Raw genomic sequence first — 19,932 nt, 5'->3', positions numbered from 1 at the left:
TCAGCTCTGGTACCCCACCACCGTCATCATTCCCGCCTCCGAGTGGTAGACGTTGTGGCAGTGGAGCATCCACAGGCCCGGGTTGTCGGCGTCGAAGTCGACCGTGAGCATGCCCCCGGGGAGCACCAGCGCCGTGTCCTTGCGCGGCCCGTCCTGCCCCTTGGCCAGGGCGAAGGTGTGGCCGTGCAGATGGATCGGGTGCCACATGGACGTCCGGTTGCGGAACTCCAGCCGGACCCGTTCCCCGGCGCGCACGGGGTGGCGCTGCGAGGCGTTGTAGGGCTTGCCGTCGAAGGCCCAGTCGTAGTGCGTCATCGTGCCGGTCAGCTGCAGCCTGATCGTCCGGTCCGGCGACCTCCGCTTCAGCGCCACCGACTCGTCCGCCGTGAGCTTGTGCGCGGCCAGGAGCCTTCCGTCGAGCTCCCGCGGGCTGGCCTCGGCGGTGGGTGCCGCGCCGCCGCCGGTGCGCAGGACGGCCATCGTGGACGCGTCCTTGCCCTCGGCCAGCGCGGTCAGCGGGAAGGTGCCGTCGCCGGCCGTCACCACCACGTCGTACCGCTCGCCCATGCCGATCAGCAGCGCGTCCCCCTTCGCGTGCCGCACCGGGTAGCCGTCGGTGTGCGTCACCGTCAGCTCGTGGCCGCCGAGGGCGACGCGGAAGGCGGTGTCCCCGCCGGCGTTGATGAAGCGGATGCGGATCCGGTCCCCGGGTCGGGCCCGGAAGACCGAAGGGGCCTTCGCCGTCCGCCCGTTGACGAGGTAGTACGGGTACGCCACGTCGCCGGGGTCGCCGCCCAGCTTGTCGCTGTGGGCGCCCGTCAGCCTCCTGGAGGGGCCGGAGTCCGATGACGTCGCACTCTCCGTCCGCATCGACATGCCGGACATGGAGCCGCCCATGTCCATGCCGCCCATCCCCCCGCGCAGTTCGTGGAGCACGGCGTTCGGGGTGGAGCCGTCCACCCCGTCGACCCAGTCGTCCAGCAGCACAACCCACTCCCTGTCGTACGACAGGGGCTCACGGGGGTCGTCGACGATCAGCGGGGCGTACAGTCCCCGGTCCAGCTGGACTCCGGCGTGCGGGTGGAACCAGTACGTGCCCGGATGCGGGACGGTGAAGCAGTAGTGGAACTCCGTGCCCGACGCGATCGGACGCTGGGTCAGGCCGGGGACGCCGTCCATGTCGTTGCGCAGGGCGATGCCGTGCCAGTGCAAGGAGGTGGTGTCCGGCAGGTGGTTGGCCAGGGTCAGGGCGAGGGTGTCGCCCGCGGTGACCCGGATCTCCTCGCCGGGCAGGTCACCGCCGTAGGACCAGGACCTGACCGTGCGCTCGCCGAGGTCCAGCCGGCTCTCGGCGGCGGTGAGGCGGACCTTGCGGACGGTGCCGCCGCTCGCGGCGCGCTTCTTCTCGGCTGCGGCCACCTCCTCGCCGTCCGGGACGACATAGCCCTTGGGGGCGCTCACGGCGGAGCCGCCCGGGATGGTGGTGCTCGCGACCGAGTCGGAGCAGGCGGCCAGGACTCCCGTCCCGGCGAGGGTGACGGACGCGCCGAGAACGGAGCGGCGTGTGGGAGTACGCATGATGTGCTGACACCTCGTCTGAAGGGTGCTGAAGATGGGCCGGACGCGTCTGCCGCTTCGGGGCGCTCCTCCATGAGGGCAGGCCGAAGCGGCTGGTGCGAGGCCTATATGCGCAGCACCGCCAGACCGTTGAACGACGGTCCGGCGGGAGGTGGGTCGGGCCACAAGGCCCGCAGCAGGCGGGCGGGCCGGGGTGGGGAGAGCGGCGCGGGCGGGCTGCTGCCGAACGCCGCCGCCAGCAGGACGACGAGCGTGAAGGCGCCGAGAACGGCCAGGCACACGGACCCGGGGTTCATGCCGCTCATGGCGGCGGATTCGGAACCCGCCACCGGCACGTGCGCCGACACGGGGAACGGCGCGGCCATCAGGTGACCGACGTGCGTCCCGACGGGTGACGGGGACCCCGAACCCTGCTCCGCGGGATGCCCCAGGGTGTGCATGGTCACGATGTCGAGGAGCAGCACGGCGAGCAGCAGCAGCCCGTACGTCCCGCCTCTCGATCCGGTCATGTGGGCACCCTACCCATGCGAACGCCCGCTCCCCGGAGGGAGCGGGCGCGGCTGCCGCTGGTGTCGCGTGGACCTCAGGGGCGCTTGTACGACTCCACGTAGCCGTTCGCGGGCGAGCCCACGCCGGTGACGTCGTCGTAGCCCTTGACCGCGGACAGCGAGCTGTCCTTGCCGAGGCTGCGGACCGAGGTGACCAGGCCGCCGGTGGCGTCGTAGCCGTTGGCGAAGTCCACGCGGGCCTCCGCCAGGCCGGAGCCCGTCGGGTTGTCGGTCACGTCGTGGTACACGCCCTTGCCGTAACGGGCGTAGATCTCCGGGTTGGCGAAGCCGATCGCCTTGCCGCCGCGTGCCTCCTGGGCCAGGGCCTGGACGGCCGCGATGACCGGGGCCGCGAGCGAGGTGCCGCCGATGCGGTACTCGTCGTAGGCCTGGGTCTTCCCGTCCGGCATGGTCTGGGTCTGGCCGACCAGGAAGCCGGTGTTCGGGTCGGCGATGGCCGCGATGTCCGGGACCACGCGGTTGCCCTCGGCGTTGTTGGCCGTGGCGAGCGCGTTCGGGACGACGCCCTTCTGGTAGTACGGCTCGGCGACCGTCTTGCTGGTGCCACCGCCCGCGCCCGAGGTGAAGGCGCCGGGGAAGTTGGTCCAGCTCTTGCCGTCGGCCGACAGCACGGCCTTCTCGGTGCCCCAGCCGGTTTCCCACTGGTAGTTGTTGCTCTTGCCCACCGCGAGCGAGGTACCGCCGACCGCCGTCACCCAGGCCGAGTTGGCCGGGGTGTCGACCTGCTTCACACCGGTGTTGGCGACCTCGTCGCCGTTGTCACCGGAGGAGAAGTAGAAGCCGATGCCCTCGACCGCGCCGAACTGGAACACCTGGTCGTAGGCGGCCGCGAGGTCCGGCGTCTGGTTGGCCTCGATGTCGCCCCACGAGTTGGACACGATGTCCGCGAGGTGGTTGTCGACCACCTTGCTCAGCGAGTCCAGCAGGTCGGAGTCCATGCACGAGGCCGAGCCCACGTAGGTGACGTCCGCGGCCGGCGCGACCGCGTGCACGGCCTCGACGTCCAGGGTCTCCTCGCCGTACCAGCCGGCGGCGGAGCAGTCCTTGGTGTTCGTGTACTTCGTGGGCAGCACCTGGTGCAGCTGACCCGTCGTCCACTTGGCGTCGCCGTGCTTCGTCGCGTACGTCTGCGCGTCGAGGGCGATGGTCGGCGAGGCGTAGGCGTCCGTGATGGCGACGCGGACGCCCTTGCCGGTGTAGCTGCCCGCGCCGTAGGCGGCGCGCAGCTGCTTGCCGGTGTAACCCTTGATGGCGTACGGGATCTTCGATCCGTACGCGTCGGGCAGCGTGCTCGCGATGTTCGAGCCGTAGTACGACGAGAACGGCCCGGAGTTGCGGAACACGGTCTCCGGCGGCGGCAGTTGGTCGTCGTGGCGCGACATGTGCGGGGCGTTGTCCAGGCCGGTGACGGTCAGGACGGCGCCCTTGAGGCTGTCCGGCACCGAGGCCGTCTTCGACGGCGCGCGGTAGGTCTTCGAGCCCTTGGTGAAGTTGTGCAGCTGCGTGCCGAACGCCTTCTCGGCGGCGGCCACGTCACCGGAGACGGAGACGTAGTGCCGCGTGACGCCGGTGACCTTCAGGCCGTTCGACGTCAGCCACGACTTGACCGCGGCCACCTGGGCCTTGGTCGCGCCGAAGCGGGTCTGCGCCTTCTTGGAGCTGAGGTACTTGCCGTAGAGCGGCGAGCTCGGGTCGGACACGGCCCTTGCGTAGGCCGCGAGGCCCGCCGCGTCCTTGCCGGCCAGATAGACCCGGAGGGAGAGCTGGGTGCCGTTGGAGGCATCGCCCTTGTCCGCCTTGGCCGTCGCCCACGCGGGCTTGGTGCCCACGAGCGCGTCCCTGGCCGGGTTGTCCGCAGCGTGCGCCGCGGGTATGCCGAGCGCCAACGCACCGGCGAGCATGGGCAGAGTTGCCGCCATGCTCGTGGCGCGAAGTCTGGCGCGGTTGGATCTCATGGAACCCCCTGCGATGCGGTTCTTCGCATGTGTGGTCGTCTCGTCGCGTGATCCGCGTAGACATCCCGCTCCGCGGCGGAGGCGCGGGCTGTGGATCAAGCGATGGGGGTCACTCTTTCGATGAACCGTTCATGCCAGGGGAAATCGCAGGCCAAGAGAACCTCAAAGAACCGTCATGAAGGGCGATTTGGTGCTTTCGTCCCCGTGGTGGCGAGGTCCGAATTGCTAGGAACGCGCTTTCGCGCCCCGCTCCTCGAGCATGTCCGCCATCAGCTGGATCTCCGACCGCTGTGCGTCGACCATGCCCTGCGCGAGCCGCTTCTCCACCCCGACCGTGCACTTGGCGACACAGCCCTCGGCCATGTGGACACCGCCCTTGTGATGGTCCGTCATGAGCTGCAGGTACAGCACCTCGGCCTGCTTGCCGCCGAGCGTCCGCAGCTTCTCCAGCTCGGTGTTGGTGGCCATCCCGGGCATCAGCGCGCCGTCCTTGCCGGACGCCATGTCACCCATGCCCATCCAGGTCATCGGCGGGTCCGCCGACACCTTCGGCAGCCCCCACAGGTCCAGCCAGCCCAGCAGCATGCCGCGCTGGTTGGCCTGCGTCTGGGCGATGTCGTAGGCGAGCCGCCGCACTTCCTCGTTCTTCGTGCGGTCCCGCACGATGTACGACATCTCGACGGCCTGCTGGTGGTGCACCGCCATGTCCCGGGCGAACCCGGCGTCCGCGGAGTCGGCGGACGGCGTACTCGGGCCGGAACCGTCGTCCTCGGCGACCGCGTAGGTGACCGCGCCGGCCGCGACGAGGACCGCGGCGGCGGCCCCCGTGATCCAGCCGATGTGCCGCTTCACGTCACATCGTCCCGCCGGTGCACGAGGCACCCGGCTCGGGCGTCTGCTTGCCCTGCACGTACGTCTCGAAGAACTTGGCGACCTTCGGGTCGCTCGCGCTCGTCACACCCAGCTGGTGCCCCCAGGCCGACAGCTCGATCGGCGAGGTCTGCTTCTCGTACGGGCTCATCAGCGTGTACGGCGTCTGCTTCACCTTCGCCGCGAGCGTGTCCACGTCCGCCTTCTTCGCCTTGCTCGTGTACGTCACCCACACGGCGCCGTGCTCGAGCGCGTGCACGGCGTTCTCGTCGTGCACGGCCTTGGTGTAGACGTCGCCGTTGCAGTTGAGCCACACCTGGTTGTGGTTGCCGCCGACCGGCGGGTGCATCGGGTAGTTCACCGTCCCGGTGACATGCGTGCGCGACAGCTTGCCCGTCCAGGTGCGCACGCCGTCCTTGCCGGTGACGAAGTGGCCGGAGTCCCCGGAGTTGCCGCCCTTGGCGTCGCTCGCGGTGTCCTTCTTGCCGTTGTCGCCGCTCTGCGACTTCACGACGAGGACGCCGCCGACGACCAGAGCGGCGACCACGACCACGCTCGCGCCGATGGTCAGAATCCGGTTGCGCCGCTCACGGGCCTGCTCGGCGCGCCGCATCTCCTCTATGCGCGCCCTGCGTGCCGCGCCGCTGCTCTTGTTGCCGGAAGCCATCGCGGGGTCCTTCTGGGAAATGGGACGGTCGGGTGACTGATCGTAGTGGGGCCGGGCGGTGATCTCGTAGACGGGTCACAGCCAACCGCTGCCGACCGATACCGACCACTGCCGACCGATAATTTGAACCGCGGATGCGCATTATCTACGCTGGTTCCATGCGGCTGCTGCGCTCCACCGACCTCGCCCTGCGCGTCCTGATGCGGCTCGCCGTCGCGGGCGACTCCAGCCCCACGACCCGCGAGGTCGCCGCCGGCGTGGACGTGCCCTACACCCACGCGGCGAAGGTCGTCGCCGAACTGCAGCACATGGGGCTGGTCGACGCCCGCCGCGGCCGGGGCGGCGGACTCTCCCTCACCGAGCGGGGCCGCACGGCGTCCGTGGGCGCCGTCGTCCGCGCCTTCGAGGGCGACGGCGACGTGGTCGACTGCGAGGGATCGACGCCCTGCCCACTCAACTCGGCCTGCCGCCTGCGCGGCGCGCTCCGCCGGGCCCAGGAGGCGTTCTTCGCCACCCTGGACCCACTGACCGTGAAGGACATCGTCGCGGAACCGACGGGGCCGTTGCTGCTGGGGATCTCGCGGGCGTCCTGAGCCGGGGCGCGCTTCCGCGTGCCCGGGCGGGGCGGGACTTTCGGGTGTTCCGAGCCGGATGGGGTTCCCGGGTGCCCGCGGCGGGCGCGGATCAGCAGAGTGTCCGGCATGGGCCCGGGCGCGTGTGGTGTCCGCTACCGGGCCGTGGCCCGTGCCGTGGACCGGGCCCGGTCGGCGGGTGTCCTGGATCGGGCCGTGCGCAGGCCCGGTCGTGCGCGGCTCAGGCCCGGCTCAGCCACAGGTCGGGGCCGAAGACCTCGTAGTGGATGTCGGACGCGGCGACGCCCTTCTCCAGCAGGCCGGCGCGTACCGCCCGCATGAAGGGCAGCGGTCCGCACAGGTACGCGCGCGTGCCCGCCGGGACGTCGACGGTGTCGAGGTCGACCAGGCCGGTGCGGGTGCCCGGCGTCGCGTCCTGCTCGTACCAGAAGTGCACGGCCGCGTCGGGGAGCTTTTCGGCGTAGGCCTCGTGGTTGGCGCGCAGGGCGTGGTCGGCGGGGGAGCGGTCGCCGTGGACGACCGTGACCGGGGCGCGGTGACCGGTCTCCGCGAGCCGCGCCAGCATGGCGACCATCGGGGTCACTCCGATGCCGGCGGAGGCGAGCAGCAGGGGCGTGTCGGCGGCGTCCTCGAGGACGAGGTCGCCGTACGGGGCGGACAGCTCCAGGACGTCGCCCTCGCGCACGCGCGCGTGGAGGTGGTTCGACACCTCGCCGTCGGGCGCGTCCCCGGCGTCCAGGACCCGCTTGACGCTGATCTGCCGGAGGGTCGAACCGGGCGCCCCGGACAGGCTGTACTGGCGTATCTGACGGGCGCCGTCAGGGAGCTCGGCGCGCACGGAGACGTACTGGCCGGCGCGGAAGTCGGCGACCGGCCCGCCGTCGGCCGGGCGCAGCCGGAAGGTGACGACGTCCGCGGTCTCGGCGACGCGCTCGACGACCTCCCAGTTCCGCCAGCCCGGTTCGCCGGACTCCTCGTACAGGCGCTTCTCGATCGCGACGAGGGCGTTCGCCATCAGCCAGTAGACCTCGTCCCAGGCGGCCGCGACCTCGGGAGTCACGGCCTCGCCGAGGACGCCGGCGATGGCGGCGAAGAGGTGCTCGTGGACCAGGGCGTACTGCTCCGGCGTGACCCCCAGGGAGGCGTGCTTGTGCGCGATGCGGGCCAGCATCGCGTCCGGACGCGACTCCGGGTGTTCCAGGAGGTGCGTCGCGAAGGCCGCGATCGAACCGGCGAGCGCCTGGCGCTGCGTGCCGGCCGCCTGGTTGCCGCGGTTGAACAGGTCGCGCAGCAGCTCGGGACGGGCGGTGAACAGGCCGGCGTAGAAGCGCTCGGTGATCTCGTCGAGGTGCGCGCCGACGGCGGGGAGTGTGGCGCGGACGGTGACGGCGGCTTGTTCGGACAGCATCGGGGCTCCTCTTGGTCGTCCGAGCCCGGTCCTGCGAACTCGGCTGATCGGAACCGTAGTTAAACTTGCATTTGAGATGCAAATTATCAGGGAGTGGCGTCGCTCACGGATGGAGGGGATCCGGGCGTTACGGATGTCGGTCCGAGCAGGCAAGATGGGCTGCGGAGCCGTACACCCGCCGTATGGGAGGCGTTCAGGCCGAGGCCGTCTCGACGATCAAGGTCGGCAACGCGCATGAAATGCTGTTGTGGTGTGATGCTCAGGTGCCCGACCGCCTCCTGCGGGACAGGGAGACAGGCGGCCTGACCAGCAAGGATGGGGAAGCGGAAGATGGACAAGCAGCAGGAGTTCGTGCTCCGGACCTTGGAGGAGCGGGACATCCGGTTCGTACGCCTGTGGTTCACGGACGTGCTGGGCTTCCTCAAGTCCGTGGCCGTGGCCCCGGCCGAGCTGGAACAGGCCTTCGACGAGGGCATCGGCTTCGACGGTTCGGCCATCGAGGGCTTCGCCCGCGTGTACGAGTCCGACATGATCGCCAAGCCGGACCCGTCCACCTTCCAGGTCCTGCCCTGGCGCGCCGAGGCCCCCGGCACCGCCCGCATGTTCTGCGACATCCTCATGCCGGACGGCTCCCCGTCCTTCGCCGACCCGCGCTACGTCCTCAAGCGTGCCCTCACGCGCGGCTCCGACCTGGGCTTCACCTTCTACACCCACCCCGAGATCGAGTTCTTCCTGCTGAAGGACCGCCCCCTCGACGGCACCCGCCCCACCCCCGCCGACAACTCCGGCTACTTCGACCACACCCCGCAGAACATCGGCATGGACTTCCGCCGCCAGGCGATCACCATGCTGGAGTCGATGGGCATCTCGGTCGAGTTCTCCCACCACGAGGGCGCCCCCGGCCAGCAGGAGATCGACCTCCGCTACGCCGACGCCCTCTCGACGGCCGACAACATCATGACCTTCCGCCTGGTCATGAAGCAGGTGGCGCTGGAGCAGGGCGTCCAGGCGACGTTCATGCCGAAGCCGTTCTCCGAGCACCCGGGCTCCGGGATGCACACCCACCTCTCCCTCTTCGAGGGCGACCGCAACGCGTTCTACGAGTCCGGCTCGGAGTACCAGCTCTCCAAGGTCGGCCGCTCCTTCATCGCGGGCCTGCTGCGTCACGCGGCGGAGATCTCGGCCGTCACCAACCAGTGGGTCAACTCCTACAAGCGCATCTGGGGCGGCTCCGAGCGCACCGCCGGCGCCGGCGGCGAGGCGCCCTCCTACATCTGCTGGGGTCACAACAACCGCAGCGCCCTGGTCCGCGTGCCCATGTACAAGCCCGGCAAGACCGGCTCCGCGCGCGTGGAGGTCCGCTCCATCGACTCCGGCGCCAACCCCTACCTCACCTACGCCGTCCTCCTGGCCGCCGGCCTCAAGGGCATCGAGGAGGGCTACGAACTCCCGCCGGGCGCCGAGGACGACGTCTGGGCCCTCTCCGACGCCGAGCGCCGCGCGATGGGCATCGAGCCGCTCCCGCAGAACCTGGGCGAGGCCCTGACCCTGATGGAACGCAGCGACCTGGTGGCCGAGACCCTGGGCGAGCACGTCTTCGACTTCTTCTTGCGCAACAAGCGCCAGGAGTGGGAGGAGTACCGCAGCGAGGTCACGGCGTTCGAACTGCGGAAGAACCTGCCGGTGCTGTAAGCGCGGATCGGTTCGTCGGGTGGGGCTGTCGGGCGTGGGCCGTCAGCCCCGCTCGCGCTTGTGGTGATCGTCGGGCGTTGAGAGCATGCCGTCCATGTCCAGTTCAGGGGTGACCGAACGCGACTTCGTGGTGCGGGAGTTCCGTGACTACGGGCGGGTCGAGATCCGGAGCGCGGTGGATCCCGTTTCCCTCCAGGCCGATCCCGCACGGAAGGCCGGCTTCAAGGCCGCTCTCGGTGCTGCTGTCCAGAGGGCCACGACGGGTGTGTTCACGCACGACGTCGAAGTGAACCTCGTGTGGCTCATCGAGGAGTCACGCCGCTACCAGACCCATCTGGTGGCGGACCTCGACAACGTCATGAAACCGATCCTCGACGCCGTCACCGGCGCCGACGGCATCATGATCGACGACAACCAGATCCAGTCGATCGACGCCTCTTGGATGACGCCGGCGGGGCAGACCGGCTTCGAGCTGAAGTTCACGGCGTTGATGAGAGACGACTACGTGTCGCGCGAGGGGCTTTCTTTCGTGGAGTTCAGCGCGGACCGCTGTTACCTGCTGCCGCGGATGGACAGGTCGGCTCAGGTGGCTCTGGTGAGCAGGTATCGCCAGGCGCTGGAGGGATACCGGCGGATGCTCGACGCGGGAATCGCGGAAGGCGTCGCACGGAACGTCCTTCCGCTGGTGCGGCCTTTTCCCCGTGCGCGGTTGGGGAGGTTCAAGGTCCTTCCCCACGCGGATTTCTGATCGCCGAAGGAACTAGCCCACGAACGCCGGTGACACCGCCGCGGTGCTGATGCGCCGCGGCTTTCCCGTGCCGTCCGCCGGGATCGTGTACAGGTCTGCGCCGTAGTCGCCGGGGAGGGCGTAGACCAGGGTGTGGGCGTCGCGCCAGACCGCCTGGTCGTCGACGCTGCGAGGCTCGGCCAGCGGGGTTTCCCGCATCGTGCGCAGGTCGAGGACGTACAGCCGCCAGGGGGCGTCCCTCGGCAGTCCCCGCACCCGTTTCTTGAAGGCGATCCGGGCGTCGTCGGGGGACAGGGACGGGCATTCGACATTGGTGTGGAGCGTGGTGACCGTGCGGGTGCGCAGGTCGCCTCTGACCAGGTAGGTCCGGCCCTGCGTCGCCATCGTCGCGTAGAACGTGCGGTCGTCCGACGCGAACGTCACCCCCCAGAAGTTCAGGTCCGCCGCGCGGTAGACATGGCCGTCCTTCACTACCCGGTAGGCCTCCAGGGACGGAGTCAGTTTCCCGGTGCGGACGTCCAGGATCGCCGCGCGGGTCGAGAAGTTCGTGCCGGCGTACGAGTCGCCGCCCACGAAGGCCGTCCACGCCGCGAAGTGGCCCGTCGGGGAGACGCGGGCGCGGGACGGGATGCCGGGGACGTCGTACCTCGCCCGCTCCTTCAGGTGCGCGTCGAGGACGACCGCCCGGTAGGTGTCGGAGACCGCGCCGTGCACCGCCTGCAGGCACACCCCGGTGCCCGAGGCGGCGTAGAAGCGCAGGCACTTGACGCCGGAGGCGGTGCGCGGGCCGGAGGGGCCGGTCGCCGGGACCGTCGTCAGCTCGTCGCGGTGCGGGCCCCACGCCAGGTTGCGGAAGACCATGCGGCCGGGGGTGGTCAGGGTGACGGTCCCCGAGGTCACCTGCGGGCCGCCGGGCTGGGCCCGGTCACGCCGGTCCGCGCGCGCCGAGGCGTGCAGGACCGAGGCCACGGCGACCGCCCCGAGCGCCGCCAGGGCCGCCAGCAGGACGAGGATGCGGTTGCGCAGGATCATGCGGGCCCCTTCCGGACGGCGGTCGGGCGCGGGAGGGCGAGCGGCGGGGGCGCGGCGGGGGTCACGCCGTCGCCTCGCGTGCCGTGGGGCGCAGAAAGGCCAGGGACACCGCCGTGCACAGCGCCGGCGCCGCCGTCGATGCCGGCGCGAGAACCGTGGGCGCGACCGCGGGGCGGCGCCGCCCGGCCAGTGCTGGGCCGGGCGGCGCCTTCCGCGGATGCCGGTGGGGGTCCCCCGCGCGGAGCGTCGTCGAGCGTCGCCCGGCTGTCCGCTACGTACACGTCAGGACGCCCAGATACCGGTGATGTCCGTCGCGGAGGCCGCGTTGCCCGCGTGCGTGGACAGGCCCTGGGTGTCCTCCAGGGTGCGCAGCAGGTCGTAGTGGTTGTACGTGGTGGACGACGACGAGCCCGCCGTCACCGGCTGGCCGTACAGGACCGTCGGGATGCGGTTGCCCGACAGCCGGTTGTCCTCGTCGAAGGTGACGACGAGCAGGCTGTTGTGGGTCTTGGCCCAGGTGGCGTAGCCGCCCAGGTTGTTCTTCAGCCAGGTGTCGCCGGTGGACACCGAGCAGTCGTGCATGTCGCTGCACAGGTTGGGGGTGACGAAGGAGATCTGCGGCAGCGTCGAGTAGTCCGTGGGGAACTGCGCGAACGTCTTGGCGCTGGACGTCGGCACGTTCTTGAAGCCGAACCAAGGGTCGTGCTTCTGGGCGTAGTTGCCGCTGCCGCACGTGGTCGAGCCCTGGCTGGGCAGCGACTCGTTGTAGCTGGCCCAGGTGCGGCCCGCCGCGAGGGCCTCCGAGGCGAGGTTGGCGGCCGAGGAGAAGCCCGGGGTGACGCAGCTGTCGTCGGTGACGCCCTGAGTGGAGCCGGAGAACAGGGCGTAGTAGTTCGGCTGGCTCGGGTGGGTGATCCCGTACGACTGGGTCAGGTTCGCACCACCGGTCTTCAACGAGTTGATGTACGGCGCGCTGGAGGAGCCGATGACCTGGCTGTAGGCGTGGTTCTCCATGACCACGACGACCACGTGGTCGGGGCTCGGCACGGCCGCCGCGGCCGCGGACGAGGAGCCGCCGAGACCGGTCCACAGACCGACGGCCGCGGCCGTGAAGGCGAGCGTGGACGCGAGTGCGGCGCGGCCGCGGCGGGCTCTCGGACGGGCAGGACTTGCGGTGCTGCCGGACACATCAACCTCCGGAGGGGGGAAGGGCGGGGCTGGCAGTGCGGACAGAGCATGCACACGCCAACATTCCCGCGCCCCACGGTGCCCAACCGGACGGATGAAGAGCGGGTGAACTACTGCCGCTCGGCGGCCTGCCGCGCCAGCACCTCGTGCAGTGGCTCGGTCGCCCGGCGCCGGTACTCCTGGATCGCCCATCCGTTGCCGTCCGGGTCCGTGAAGTACAGGAATGTCGCCCCGTCCTGGTCGGCGAACCGCTGCGGCTCGCTGACCTCCAGACCGCGCGCGGTCAGCTCCTCGTACGCGGCCTTCGCGTCCGCCACACAGAGCTGCATCCCGTGGTACGTACCAGGCTGCGGCATGCCGGTCGGCACCTGCAACCCGTCGACCAGCGCGATGGAACACCCCGAGCCGGGCGGGGTGAGCTGGACGATCCGCACCCCCTCCATCACCTCGCCGTCGAGGTCGACGTGGAAGCCGACCTTGTCCCGGTAGAACTCCTTGGCCCGGTCCACGTCGGAGACCGGCAGCATGATCACTTCAAGGCTCATGTCCATGGAAACGACTCCCTCGTCGTCGTACGGCTGCTCCTTGCCACCGCTCCTCACCGAAGCCGAAAACCGGGCGGGGCGCCACCGAATGCGTCCTGGCACCACCGAACAGGACGAAGGCGCAGGCTCCGCCCGGGCGCCCGTGTCAGTGCCTGCGGTTAGGCTCGGGCCAGTACGACCTTGATCCGAGGGGAGGCCGCGGATGACGGCGCCGGGGCGCAGGAGCAGTACCTTCACACGGCTGCTGCGGCACGGCTTCACCGATGCCTCGGCCGCCGAGCGGCTGCTGGACAGCGCCGAGCTGATGCCCGTGCGCAACGACCCGGTGCTCCTGGAGGCGCTGGGCGCCACCGCCGACCCGGACCAGGCGCTGCTCGGTCTCGTACGGCTGCTGGAGGCGCAGCCCGACCCCACCGCGCGCCGCGAGCTGCTCGACACCCTGATAGCGGCCAAGCCGCTGCGCGACCGCCTCCTCGGCGTGCTCGGCGCCTCCGCCGCGCTCGCCGACCACCTCGCCCGGCATCCCCGGGACTGGCACGCGCTGGTCACGTACGAGCCGCGCGACCTGCACCCGGGCGTGGAGGAGTTCGAGCGGGGCCTCGCCGAGGCCGGCGACCCGGTCTCCCTGCGGGTCGCCTACCGCCGCTGCCTGCTGTCCATCGCCGCCCGTGACGTCTGCGGCACCACGAACGTCGCCGAGACCGCCGCCGAGCTCGCCGACCTCGCCACCGCGACCCTGCGCGCCGCCCTCGCCCTCGCCCGAGCCGCCGCGCCCGAGGACGCGGCGCTGTGCCGGCTCGCGGTGATCGCGATGGGCAAGTGCGGCGGCCACGAGCTCAACTACGTCTCCGACGTGGACGTCATCTTCGTGGGCGAGGCGGCGGACGGCGCCGACGAGGGCAAGGCACTCAGGGCCGCCACCAAGCTGGCCTCGCACATGATGCGGGTCTGCTCGGAGACCACCGTCGAGGGCTCCATCTGGCCCGTCGACGCCAACCTCCGCCCCGAGGGCCGCAACGGCCCCCTCGTGCGCACCCTTTCCAGCCACCTCGCCTACTACCAGCGCTGGGCCAAGACCTGGGAGTTCCAGGCACTGCTCAAGGCCCGCCCGGTGGCCGGCGACATCGAACTCGGCGAGGAGTACGTCACCGCCCTCGAACCCCTCGTCTGGCAGGCCGCCGAGCGCGAGAACTTCGTCGTGGACGTGCAGAAGATGCGCCGCCGGGTCGTCGAGAACATCCCCGCCGCCGAGGTCGACCGCGAGCTGAAGCTCGGCCCGGGCGGCCTCAGGGACGTCGAATTCGCCGTCCAGCTGCTGCAGTTGGTGCACGGGCGGGCGGACGCGTCGCTGCGCAGCGGGACGACGCTGGACGCGCTGCAGGCGCTCGCCGCCGGCGGGTACGTGGGACGGCAGGACGCCGTGCAGCTCGACGACGCCTACCGGTTCCTGCGCTCCATGGAGCACCGCATCCAGCTGTACCGGCTGCGGCGCACACACCTCGTCCCCGAGGACGACGCCGACCTGCGCCGCATCGGCCGCTCCCTCGGCCTGCGCGTCGATCCCGTCGCCGAGCTGACCCGCGAATGGCGGCGGCACACGGCCGTCGTACGCCGCCTGCACGAGAAGCTCTTCTACCGACCGCTGCTCGACGCCGTGGCCCAACTCGCGCCCGGAGAGGCAAGGTTGAGCCCCGAGGCGGCGAGGGAGCGGCTGGTCGCGCTGGGCTACGCCGACCCGGCGGCCGCCCTGCGCCACCTGGAGGCGCTGGCGTCGGGGGTGACGCGCAAGGCCGCGATCCAGCGGACCCTGCTGCCGGTGCTGCTGGGCTGGTTCGCGGACTCCGCCGACCCGGACGCGGGCCTGCTCAACTTCCGCAAGGTGTCGGACGCGTTGGGCAAGACGCCCTGGTACCTGCGGCTGCTGCGGGACGAGGGCGCCGCCGCGGAGAACCTCGCGCGCGTGCTGTCCGCCGGCCGGCTCGCCCCCGATCTGCTGATGCGCGCACCCGAGGCGGTGGCGCTGCTCGGCGACGGCGACGGCGGAGGGCTGGAGCCGCGCGGCCGGGACCACCTGGAGCAGGAGATACTCGCCGCGGTCAGCCGAGCGGACGGCGCGGTCCAGGCGGTCACGGCAGCGCGTGGCGTACGGCGGCGGGAGCTGTTCCGCACGGCCGCCGCGGACATCGTGGGCTCGTACGGCACCGAGACGCACCCCGCCGAGGCCGATCAGGGCGCGCTGGTGGACCTGGTCGGCGCCGCGGTGTCCGACCTGACCGCGGCGACCATCGCGGGCACGCTGCGCGCGGTGGTGCGGGACGGCTGGGGCGAGGAGCTGCCGACCCGGTTCGCCGTCATCGGCATGGGCCGCTTCGGCGGCCACGAACTGGGCTACGGCTCCGACGCCGACGTCGTCTTCGTGCACGAGCCGCGCGAGGGCGTGGACGAGCGGGAGGCCGCCGACGCGGCGAACAAGGTGGTCTCCGAGATGCGGCGGCTGCTGCAGATCCCGAGCGCGGACCCGCCGCTGCTGATCGACGCGGACCTGCGGCCCGAGGGCAAGTCCGGCCCGCTCGTACGGACGCTGAAGTCGTACGAGGCGTACTACCGCCGCTGGTCGCTGGGGTGGGAGTCGCAGGCGCTGCTGCGGGCCGAACCGGTCGCCGGCGACGAGGTCCTCGGCCGCCGCTTCGTGGAGCTGATCGACCCGCTGCGGTACCCGGCGCGCGGGCTCGGGGACGAGGCCGTACGGGAGATCCGGCGGCTGAAGGCCCGGATGGAGGCCGAGCGGCTGCCGCGCGGCGCCGATCCCAAGCTGCACACCAAGCTCGGCCCCGGCGGCCTGTCCGACGTCGAGTGGACCGTGCAGCTGCTGCAGCTGCGGCACGGGCACGCGGAGCCGGGGCTGCGCACCACGCGGACGCGCGCGGCCCTCGCGGCGGCGCGTGCCGCCGAACTGATCTCGGCCGAGGACGCGGAGATCCTGGACGAGGCGTGGGTCCTGGCCACCCGCGTGCGCAACGCCGTGATGCTGGTACGCGGCCGGGCCGGGGACACCTTCCCGTCGGACGGCCGCGAGGTGGCCGCCGTGGGGCGCTACCTGGGCTACGGCGACGGAATGGTCGGCGACATGCTCGACGCCTACCGCCGCACGGCGCGCAGGGCACGGTCGGTGGTGGAGGAGCTGTTCTACGCGGGCTGAGCGCAGTTCCCCAGGGCGCTGCGCGGGCTGAGCGGATTCCCTCGGCTCGCCCCGGATCACCTGCCCAGCAGAGCCCGCGCGTGCCCGAGGAACCCCGCCAGCCCCACCTCGAAGGCCCGGTCCGCCCGCCCCTCGCCCACCGCCGCGAGCGCCTCCGCCAGCCGGGGCGTCGGAGTCCGCTCCGTCAGCTCCCACATCGTCTCCGGCGCCGCGAGGTCCAGCGCGGAGCCCAGGACCAGGTTCTCCAGTGCGATGATCAGCGGCATCACCTCACTCGTCGCGAATCCCGCCGCCAGCAGGAGGTTCACCGCGCGCTCGTACTGCTCCAGCACCCGGGGCGCCCGCACGGGTGAGGTCATCAGCAGCGGGATCGCCCTCGGGTGGGCGGCGAAGGCCGCGCGATAGGAGCGGGCCCAGGCCTCCAGCGCCGTGTCCCAGGGGACGAGGTCCAGCGTCCCGGGGTCGATCGCCTCGGCCACCCGCTCCCGCAGCAGCTCCACGATCCCGTCCCGGCCGTCCACATGGTGATACACCGAGCCGGTCTGCGCCCCCAGCCTCTTCGCGATCTGCGGCACGCTGAAGTCCCCCTGCTCGTCGACCAGTTGCAGAGCCGTCGTGGTGATGCGCTCGCGGTCGAGGAGCGGTGTGCGCGGCCGTCCCATGGTTGGCGGTCCCCCTTGAGGTCTTCCCGGATGCCCAGGAGGAGGCTACATTGCCGAAACCGAAAGCCTTTAGGTTTACGGTCCCGGGTGCCATCCTCCCGCCCGGGAGCCGTCTGCCGACCCGCACGTCCGGAATCCTCCCCGTCCGCCGCGCCCGAAGGGCTTGCCCATGTCCGTCACCACCCCCGAGGAGAGAACGCCGGCCGCCACGGCGACCCTCCGCTCCGGTTCCCTCGGCAGCGCCGACATCGCGTTCTTCGTGGTGTCCGCCGCCGCCCCGCTCACCGTCATGGCCGGCGTCGCCCCGCTCGCGATCCTGCTCGGCGGCATCGGCGCCCCGGCCGGCTACCTCATCGCCGGCATCACCCTCGCCGTCTTCGCCGTCGGCTTCACCACCATGAGCCGCCACGTGAAGAGCGGCGGCGCCTTCTACGCCTACATCACCCGGGGCCTCGGCCGCCCGGTCGGCATCGGCGCCGCCCTGCTCGCCCTGATCGGCTACAACGGCATGGAGATCGGCGTCTACGGCCTCCTCGCCTCCGCCACCAAGGACACCCTGCACGCCCTGTTCGGTACCGGCGTCCCCTGGCTGCCCATCTCCCTCGCCGGCCTGCTCCTCGTCGGCTACGGCGGCTTCCGCTCGATCGACTTCGGCGCCAAGGTGCTGGGCGTGCTGCTCCTCGCCGAGACCGGCATCCTGGTGCTCCTCGCGGGAGGGGTACTGGTCAAGGGCGGTGCGCACGGCCTGTCGGGCGCCTCCTTCGCGCCGGGGCACGTCATGGTCTCCGGTACCGCGGTCGTCCTGGCCTTCGCCTTCGCCGCGTTCACCGGCTTCGAGTCGACCGTCATCTACCGCCGCGAGGCCCGCGACCCCCACCGCACCATCCCGCGTGCCACCTACGTGGCCGTCGCCTTCCTCGGCCTCTTCTACGCCTTCGTCGTCTGGATCGTCATCCAGGCCTTCGGCGACGCCGACGTGATCGCCGCGGCCGCCAAGGACCCCGGCGGGCTGTTCTTCTCCGCCATCACCACCTACGTCGGCGGCTGGGCGGCCGACCTGATGCACGTCTTCATCGTCACCAGCGTCCTCGCCTCCCTCCTCGCCTTCCACAACGCGATCAACCGCTACGCCCTCGCCCTCGCCGAGGAGGGCGTCCTGCCGAAGTCGCTGGGCCGCGTCCACCCCCGCCACCGCTCCCCGTACGTCGCCGGGATCGCCCAGACCGCCCTCGGCGCGGCCGTCGTCGTCGCCTTCTGGGCGGTCGGCGCCGACCCCTACCAGCAACTCCTCCTGTGGGTGAACACCCCGGGAATGATCGGCCTGTTCCTGCTCCAACTGCTCGCCGCGATCGCCGTGCCCTGCTACTTCCGGCGGGTGAGCCACCAGGAGGGCGCCCTGCGCACGATCGTCGCGCCGGTGGTCGCCGCGGTGCTGCTCGCCACCGCGATAGGGCTCGTCATCACCCACATCAACCTGTTCACCGGCGCCTCGTCCACCGTCGACACCGTCCTGATCGTCACGGCCCCCGCCGTGTTCGTCACGGGCCTGGCCCTGGCCTGGTGGCTGCGCCGCGAACGGCCCGAGGTGTACCGGGACTTCGCCGCCGAGCCCGCCGAATAGCCGTACGAGAGAAGGAGTCCACCCCAGCCATGCTCGCCCCCGATCTGATCCTCACCGGCGCCGAGATCCGCACCCTCGACCCCGAACGCCCCTACGCCGGCGCCGTCGCCATACGTGACGGGGTGATCGCGGCGGTCGGCGACGAGGCGGACGTACCCGCCTGGCGCGGGCCCGGTACCGAGGTCGTGGCCCTGGAGAGGGCGCATCTCGTACCCGGGCTCGTGGACGCGCACAGCCATCCCGTGTGGGGGCTGGACATGGCCACCGGCGTGGACCTGTCGGGCGTGCGGGATCTGGCGGGGCTGCTGGCCGCACTCGCCGGGGCCGAGCGGATCGACGGGTGGGTCGTCGGATTCGGCCTCGACCACAACGCCTTCGAGGGGCGGCCGATCGACCGCGTGCTCGTGGAGGACACGATCGGCGCGGACACCCCCGCCTTCCTCCGCCTCTACGACGGCCACTCCGCCCTCGCGACCGGCGCCGCGCTGGCCGCGGCGGGCGTCACCGGGCCGCGGGTCTTCGCCCAGCGCTCGGAGGTGGTCTGCGACGCCTCCGGGCGGCCCACCGGGCACCTCGTCGAACACGCGGCGATGGACCTGCTCACCCAGGTCCTGCCCCGGCCCTCCTACGCGGCCCGCCGCGCCCGCCTGGTCGACCTGCTCACGGCGATGGCCGCGACCGGCCTGACCGGGGCGCACGTCATGGACGCGGGGGACATGGAGCTGGTCGGCTCGGTCGCCCGGGAGACGGTGCTGCCGGTGCGCCTGCGGTTCGCGCCCTGGTGCATGCCCGGAGCGGACGCGGCCGCGCTGGCGGAGCTCGTGGAGGTGCAGGGGCGCGGGGGCCGACACTGGCGGGTCGGCGGGGTGAAGTTCTTCATGGACGGCACCGTGGAGGGCGGCACCGCGTGGCTGGAGCACGCGGACTGCCACGGCCAGGGCACCGAGGCCTTCTGGCCGGACCCCGAGGCGTACGCGGCCGCCGTACGGCACCTGCACGCCGCCGGCGTCCGCACCGCCACCCACGCCATCGGGGACGCCGCCGTACGGCGCGTCCTGGACGTGGTGGCGGGGCTCGGCCCCGGCGCCCGGGGCCGGCACCGTATCGAGCACATCGAGACGGCGCCGGACGCGCTGCTGCCGCGGTTCGCCGAGTTGGGGGTGGCGGCGTCCATGCAACCGCCGCACACCGCGTACACCCGGGCCGACGGCACCGACGAGTGGTCCCGGCGCCTGGGCGCAACCCGCGCCGGGCACGCCTGGCGGCTGCGGGACCTGCGGGACGCGGGCGCGACGGTCGCCCTGGGCTCGGACTGGCCGATCGCCCACTACGACGTGCGGGCCGTCCTGGCGACGGCACGGGCGCCCAGGGGAGCGGCCGCCGCGCGGGTCGGCCTGACGGGTCTGGAGGCGCTGGAGGGCTGCACCACCCACGCGGCGCGGGCGGCGGGGGAGTCTCGGACGGCGGGGCGGATCGCCGTCGGCCACCGGGCCGACCTCACCGCCCTGGCCCTCGATGCCGTGAAGGCCCCGGCGGACGAGCTGGCCGAGGCCCCGGTACGACTGACGGTCACCGGCGGCCACGTGGTGCACCGAGGGGGCTGAA

Annotated in this window: 16 protein-coding genes; 6 read left to right on the top strand and 10 right to left on the bottom strand. The window is 71.8% G+C overall.

Annotated features, from left to right (window positions below):
• The 5 genes from FBY22_RS32480 to FBY22_RS32460 form a co-directional block, all read right to left on the bottom strand.
• Complete coding sequence (locus FBY22_RS32480) at positions 1-1,578, bottom strand: multicopper oxidase family protein (RefSeq protein ID WP_142151545.1); 1,578 nt, start codon at positions 1,576-1,578, stop codon at positions 1-3.
• Between the two features lie 104 nt (positions 1,579-1,682).
• Positions 1,683-2,087, bottom strand: a complete 405-nt coding sequence (locus FBY22_RS32475) for a hypothetical protein (RefSeq protein WP_142151544.1) — start codon at positions 2,085-2,087, stop codon at positions 1,683-1,685.
• Positions 2,088-2,161: 74 nt separating this feature from the next.
• Positions 2,162-4,066 (bottom strand): protease pro-enzyme activation domain-containing protein, encoded by a 1,905-nt coding sequence (locus FBY22_RS32470; protein WP_260845225.1) that lies wholly within the window; start codon positions 4,064-4,066, stop codon positions 2,162-2,164.
• A gap of 261 nt (positions 4,067-4,327) precedes the next feature.
• A complete protein-coding gene (locus FBY22_RS32465; RefSeq protein WP_142151542.1) occupies positions 4,328-4,954 on the bottom strand; it encodes a DUF305 domain-containing protein in 627 nt (208 codons plus the stop codon).
• A gap of 1 nt (position 4,955) precedes the next feature.
• Complete coding sequence (locus FBY22_RS32460; RefSeq protein WP_142151541.1) at positions 4,956-5,639, bottom strand: DUF3105 domain-containing protein; 684 nt, start codon at positions 5,637-5,639, stop codon at positions 4,956-4,958.
• Positions 5,640-5,797: 158 nt separating this feature from the next.
• Here FBY22_RS32460 and FBY22_RS32455 point away from each other — a divergent pair, with 158 nt between their 5' ends.
• Positions 5,798-6,232, top strand: a complete 435-nt coding sequence (locus FBY22_RS32455) for an Rrf2 family transcriptional regulator (protein ID WP_142151540.1) — start codon at positions 5,798-5,800, stop codon at positions 6,230-6,232.
• Between the two features lie 220 nt (positions 6,233-6,452).
• On the opposite strand, the gene FBY22_RS32450 is transcribed toward FBY22_RS32455, so the two are convergent.
• On the bottom strand, positions 6,453-7,640 hold the full coding sequence (locus tag FBY22_RS32450; protein WP_142151539.1) for a globin domain-containing protein: 1,188 nt from the start codon (positions 7,638-7,640) through the stop codon (positions 6,453-6,455).
• 330 nt (positions 7,641-7,970) lie between these two features.
• On the opposite strand from FBY22_RS32450, the gene FBY22_RS32445 reads away from it, so the two are divergent.
• Positions 7,971-9,332 carry a glutamine synthetase family protein gene (locus FBY22_RS32445; protein ID WP_142151538.1) on the top strand — a complete coding sequence of 454 codons (1,362 nt, stop codon included), beginning with the start codon at positions 7,971-7,973 and terminating at the stop codon, positions 9,330-9,332.
• Between the two features lie 109 nt (positions 9,333-9,441).
• Complete coding sequence (locus tag FBY22_RS32440) at positions 9,442-10,080, top strand: RusA family crossover junction endodeoxyribonuclease (RefSeq protein ID WP_160159944.1); 639 nt, start codon at positions 9,442-9,444, stop codon at positions 10,078-10,080.
• A gap of 12 nt (positions 10,081-10,092) precedes the next feature.
• Here the strand turns inward: FBY22_RS32440 and FBY22_RS32435 are convergent, their stop codons facing one another.
• The 3 genes from FBY22_RS32435 to FBY22_RS32425 all read right to left on the bottom strand — a co-directional run bounded on the left by FBY22_RS32435 (position 10,093) and on the right by FBY22_RS32425 (position 12,851).
• Positions 10,093-11,112 carry a TolB-like translocation protein gene (locus tag FBY22_RS32435; RefSeq protein WP_142151536.1) on the bottom strand — a complete coding sequence of 340 codons (1,020 nt, stop codon included), beginning with the start codon at positions 11,110-11,112 and terminating at the stop codon, positions 10,093-10,095.
• Positions 11,113-11,394: 282 nt separating this feature from the next.
• Positions 11,395-12,300 carry an alkaline phosphatase family protein gene (locus tag FBY22_RS32430; RefSeq protein WP_142151535.1) on the bottom strand — a complete coding sequence of 302 codons (906 nt, stop codon included), beginning with the start codon at positions 12,298-12,300 and terminating at the stop codon, positions 11,395-11,397.
• A 110-nt stretch (positions 12,301-12,410) separates the two neighbouring features.
• Positions 12,411-12,851 carry a VOC family protein gene (locus FBY22_RS32425; protein ID WP_142151534.1) on the bottom strand — a complete coding sequence of 147 codons (441 nt, stop codon included), beginning with the start codon at positions 12,849-12,851 and terminating at the stop codon, positions 12,411-12,413.
• Positions 12,852-13,047: 196 nt separating this feature from the next.
• Here FBY22_RS32425 and FBY22_RS32420 point away from each other — a divergent pair, with 196 nt between their 5' ends.
• Entirely contained in the window at positions 13,048-16,044 is a 2,997-nt protein-coding gene (locus FBY22_RS32420; protein WP_142151533.1) for a bifunctional [glutamine synthetase] adenylyltransferase/[glutamine synthetase]-adenylyl-L-tyrosine phosphorylase, read from the top strand.
• A 56-nt stretch (positions 16,045-16,100) separates the two neighbouring features.
• On the opposite strand, the gene FBY22_RS32415 is transcribed toward FBY22_RS32420, so the two are convergent.
• A complete protein-coding gene (locus FBY22_RS32415) occupies positions 16,101-16,706 on the bottom strand; it encodes a TetR/AcrR family transcriptional regulator (protein WP_142151532.1) in 606 nt (201 codons plus the stop codon).
• 169 nt (positions 16,707-16,875) lie between these two features.
• Here FBY22_RS32415 and FBY22_RS32410 point away from each other — a divergent pair, with 169 nt between their 5' ends.
• Together FBY22_RS32410 and FBY22_RS32405 are read left to right on the top strand one after the other, a co-directional pair.
• The gene (locus tag FBY22_RS32410) at positions 16,876-18,327 is read left to right on the top strand and encodes an APC family permease (protein ID WP_142151531.1); all 1,452 of its coding nucleotides are present in this window, start codon (positions 16,876-16,878) and stop codon (positions 18,325-18,327) included.
• A gap of 29 nt (positions 18,328-18,356) precedes the next feature.
• Positions 18,357-19,931 (top strand): amidohydrolase, encoded by a 1,575-nt coding sequence (locus FBY22_RS32405; RefSeq protein WP_142151530.1) that lies wholly within the window; start codon positions 18,357-18,359, stop codon positions 19,929-19,931.
• Position 19,932: the final 1 nt, after the last annotated feature.

Source organism: Streptomyces sp. SLBN-31, from assembly GCF_006715395.1.
Classification (GTDB): Bacteria; Actinomycetota; Actinomycetes; order Streptomycetales; family Streptomycetaceae; genus Streptomyces.
Note: the sequence above shows the minus strand (reverse complement) of the source record. Positions and strands in the feature narration are given on the sequence as shown.

What these genes read in the sequence shown, in the direction of transcription:
- FBY22_RS32480 (WP_142151545.1), bottom strand. Translation starts at nt 1,578, where the DNA reads ATGCGTACTCCCACACGCCGCTCCGTTCTCGGCGCGTCCGTCACCCTC.
- FBY22_RS32475 (WP_142151544.1), bottom strand. Translation starts at nt 2,087, where the DNA reads ATGACCGGATCGAGAGGCGGGACGTACGGGCTGCTGCTGCTCGCCGTG.
- FBY22_RS32470 (WP_260845225.1), bottom strand. Translation starts at nt 4,066, where the DNA reads ATGGCGGCAACTCTGCCCATGCTCGCCGGTGCGTTGGCGCTCGGCATA.
- FBY22_RS32460 (WP_142151541.1), bottom strand. Translation starts at nt 5,639, where the DNA reads ATGGCTTCCGGCAACAAGAGCAGCGGCGCGGCACGCAGGGCGCGCATA.
- FBY22_RS32455 (WP_142151540.1), top strand. Translation starts at nt 5,798, where the DNA reads ATGCGGCTGCTGCGCTCCACCGACCTCGCCCTGCGCGTCCTGATGCGG.
- FBY22_RS32450 (WP_142151539.1), bottom strand. Translation starts at nt 7,640, where the DNA reads ATGCTGTCCGAACAAGCCGCCGTCACCGTCCGCGCCACACTCCCCGCC.
- FBY22_RS32445 (WP_142151538.1), top strand. Translation starts at nt 7,971, where the DNA reads ATGGACAAGCAGCAGGAGTTCGTGCTCCGGACCTTGGAGGAGCGGGAC.
- FBY22_RS32435 (WP_142151536.1), bottom strand. Translation starts at nt 11,112, where the DNA reads ATGATCCTGCGCAACCGCATCCTCGTCCTGCTGGCGGCCCTGGCGGCG.
- FBY22_RS32425 (WP_142151534.1), bottom strand. Translation starts at nt 12,851, where the DNA reads ATGGACATGAGCCTTGAAGTGATCATGCTGCCGGTCTCCGACGTGGAC.
- FBY22_RS32420 (WP_142151533.1), top strand. Translation starts at nt 13,048, where the DNA reads ATGACGGCGCCGGGGCGCAGGAGCAGTACCTTCACACGGCTGCTGCGG.
- FBY22_RS32415 (WP_142151532.1), bottom strand. Translation starts at nt 16,706, where the DNA reads ATGGGACGGCCGCGCACACCGCTCCTCGACCGCGAGCGCATCACCACG.
- FBY22_RS32410 (WP_142151531.1), top strand. Translation starts at nt 16,876, where the DNA reads ATGTCCGTCACCACCCCCGAGGAGAGAACGCCGGCCGCCACGGCGACC.
- FBY22_RS32405 (WP_142151530.1), top strand. Translation starts at nt 18,357, where the DNA reads ATGCTCGCCCCCGATCTGATCCTCACCGGCGCCGAGATCCGCACCCTC.